Source organism: Tabrizicola sp., from assembly GCF_036781545.1.
Taxonomy (GTDB): domain Bacteria; phylum Pseudomonadota; class Alphaproteobacteria; order Rhodobacterales; family Rhodobacteraceae; genus Tabrizicola.
In genome coordinates, this window is record NZ_DAIQAT010000255.1 from 1 (window position 1) to 3248 (window position 3248).

Consider the following 3248-nt stretch of genomic DNA (forward strand, 5'->3'; position numbering starts at 1 on the left):
AGATGCGGGATGCCGTCGTAGACGGAAAGTTCCAGCATCTTCGGGTCGATCATGATCAGCCGGCATTCCTCGGGCGTCAGCTTGTAGAGAAGGCTCAGGATCATCGTGTTGATCGCGACGGACTTGCCCGAGCCGGTCGTCCCGGCGATCAGCAGGTGCGGCATCTTGGCGAGGTTCGCCACCACCGGCTCGCCGCCGATGTCCTTGCCGAGCGCCAGCGGCAGCCGCAGATGGCTGTCGCCGAAGTCGCGGGCCGAAAGGATTTCACGCAGGACCACCTTCTCGCGGTGGGCGTTCGGCAGTTCGATGCCGATCACGCTGCGTCCCGGCACGGTGGAGACCCGCGCCGACAAGGCCGACATGCTGCGCGCGATGTCGTCCGCCAGCCCGATCACTCGGGAGGCCTTCAGGCCCGGCGCTGGCTCCAACTCATACATGGTCACGACCGGGCCGGGGCGGACCGCGGTGATCTCGCCCTTAACGCCATAATCGTCCAGCACGCTTTCCAGCATCCGGGCGTTTTCCTCCAGCGCCTCGTCGGAAAGCTGGGTGCCCTGTATCTTGACCGGGGCCGACAGCAGCGACAGGGGCGGAAGTTCATAGACCTGGGCCGCCTCCTCGAAGCGCAGCGCAGGCTGGCTTTCCGCCATCGCCTGCCGCGAGGGTGCGGGCTTCTTCACCGCATGTTGCACCACGGCCTTGCGGTCGGGGGTGAAGGCCATCGGACGGGCCGGGGGCAGTTCGTCCTCCAGCTCGTCCAGCGGGTAGTCCGCCAGATCGTCCTGGTCCTCCCAGGCCGCATCCTCGGAGAAAGCGACCTGATCCTCCTCCTCCTCGACCTCCGGCTCCCAGGCGGGCGGCGCGACAGGTGCGGCCATGCGGGGCAGGGGGCGCGTGTCGGCCATCAGAACCACCGGCCCTTTGGGGCGCATCACCGGCGGCTCTACCCGGGCCGCAGTCGGCAGCGGCGGCGGCGCCACCGGGAAGTCCGGCGTCCGCATCACGCGGGTGCGGATCACGTCGGAAATCCGCGCCTTGATCCGGTCTTCCTGCGGCATCGAGGCGTCCCAGCTCGGCTCCAGCTCGATCAACTCGGGTTCCGGCTGGTGTTTGCGGCGGAGGCGTTCCAGAAGGCCCAGCTTCTCCTTGACCGGAGGAGCGGCAAGCTCCGGCTCCGGCATATGGCGCGGCTCGGGCCGCAGCGCGGCCGACCCTGCCCGCGCCGGGCTTGCCCGCAGCGGTTCTGGCGCCATGTCTCCCGTCACCGGCGGCATCACCCGGCGCGAGACCGGAGCTTCCCGCCCCATCGCTACGGGTGGCTCGCCCCTCGCCGCCGACCGCGCCCGCGCCCGGTCCTGCAAGGCCGCCGCGCCCGTCAGCGCCCCGCGCGCACCGGCACCGACACCCTGACGCAGTGCGGAATAGCCCATGATCGAGCCCAGAAGCAGGAAGCGCTGGATCGTCTTCAGCTCGTCCATGTCGAAGCCGGTCACGAACAGCATCATCGCGATCAGGCCCGCGAAGGTCATCAGCGACAGGAATTTGAGCCCGAACCCCGCCGAGCCCGGAATGACCCCGATCAGCGATCCGGTGACGGTATCGCCGAAGAGTCCTCCCAGTCCGAAGGTGTGCGTCCAGTCATCCCCCGGCACCAACGTCGCGCAATGCACCGCCGCGAAGGCCACCGCAATCACCGCAAAGACCACCCGGCCGATGGCACGCTCGCCGCCGCGGTGGATCATGAAACGCACGCCCCAGGAAAGGCAGATCAGCGGAATCGTCCAGGCCCCCTTGCCAATCAGGATGATCAGGGTCGAGGCGAGTGCCGCCCCGAAGCGCCCGAAGATGTTCTGCGCCGGTTCCTCGGTCGCCACCATCCAGCCGGGGTCTTCCGGCGAATAGCTCCACAGCATCAGCGTGAACCCCAGCGCCACCAGCACCAGGGCCAGCCCCAGAAGCTCGCGCCCCCGGCGTTCCAGCATTGCCTGGGTGCCCTGGTCCAGAAGCGGATCGCGCTGCCGTGCCTGATACGAAGCCATTCGTCCCTCACCGATAAAGACAGTCGCGGAGCAAAGTCAGCCCGCGCTGCGTTTCTTCTTGCGTGGCGACCAGCGCCACACGGATATAACCCTTGCCGGGATTCTGGCCCCCGGCATCGCGCGACAGGTAGCCGCCGGGCAGGACCCGCACCCCCGTCTCGCGCCACAGTTTCAGGGCTGCCGCCTCGCCATCCTCGACCGGCAGCCACAGGAAGAACCCGCCGCCCGGCGCCTGATAGCCCTGCAACCCCGCGAAGATGCGGTCCGCATCGCGGAACTTCTGCTGATACAGCGCGCGGGAGGCATCGACATGCGCCTCATCCGCCCAGGCCGCTTCGGCCACCCGCTGCAGGGGCAGGGGCAGGGGCGCCCCGGCGAACGCCCGAAGCTGCCGGATGCGCAGCATCGACTGCGGCCCCGCGGCGACGAAGCCCGACCGCAGCCCCGGCAAGTTCGAGCGTTTGGAAAGGGAATGAAACACCAGCGCCCGCTCGGGATCGGCGCCTTGCTGATGTGCGATCTGTAGAAGTCCGGGCGGCGGCGTCTCGCGCCAGATCTCCGAATAGCATTCGTCGGCCAGCACCTTGAAGTCATGCGTCTCGGCCAAGGTCAGCAGATCCGCCAGATAGTCCGCCGAGGCCACCGCGCCCTGCGGGTTGGCGGGAGAGCAGATATAGGCCAGCGCCACCCGGTCCAGTATCTCCTTCGGCAGGCTGCCGTAGTCGGGCAGGAAGCCGGTGGCGGCGGTCGCGGGCACATAGACCGGCTCGGCCCCCACGGCCAGCGCGGCTACGGCGTAGACCTGATAGAACGGGTTCGGCATCAGGACGACCGGCTTCCGGCCCTTCTTCACCTCGGGGCAGAGCGCGATGCAGGCATTGAACAGCCCCTCGCGGGTGCCGTTCAGTACCATCAGCCGGTCTTCGGCCAGCGTCACCCCATACCGCCGCGCAATCCAGCCGGAGATCGCCGCCAGAAGCTCGGGCGTCCCGTCGTTCGGCGGGTAGACGCCGAAGCCGGACAGGTTCGCGGCAAGCACTGGTCCGACAAAGCCCGGCATCGCGTGGCGCGGCTCGCCGATGGTCATGGCGATGGGATCGCCGCCGGGGGCGTGCGCGTCGAGAAGTTTCCGCAGACGCGGAAACGCATAATCCGGCAGGTTCGAAAACCGCTCTGGAAACGCCATTGCTGCCTCAAGTCCGGGGTCGT

2 protein-coding genes are annotated in these 3248 nt (G+C 68.3%); both read right to left on the minus strand.

The window, feature by feature from the left end; all coding sequences use genetic code 11:
- On the minus strand, positions 1–2039 hold a 2039-nt coding region (locus V7Q39_RS20275; protein WP_333818425.1), incomplete at its 3' end, for a DNA translocase FtsK.
- Positions 2040–2046: 7 nt separating this feature from the next.
- Positions 2047–3225 (minus strand): aminotransferase class I/II-fold pyridoxal phosphate-dependent enzyme, encoded by a 1179-nt coding sequence (locus V7Q39_RS20280; protein ID WP_333818426.1) that lies wholly within the window; start codon positions 3223–3225, stop codon positions 2047–2049.
- Positions 3226–3248 lie beyond the last annotated feature (23 nt).

Excerpts from the sequence above, each read along its gene's own strand:
- V7Q39_RS20280 (WP_333818426.1), bottom strand. The coding sequence starts at position 3,225 with ATGGCGTTTCCAGAGCGGTTTTCGAACCTGCCGGATTATGCGTTTCCG.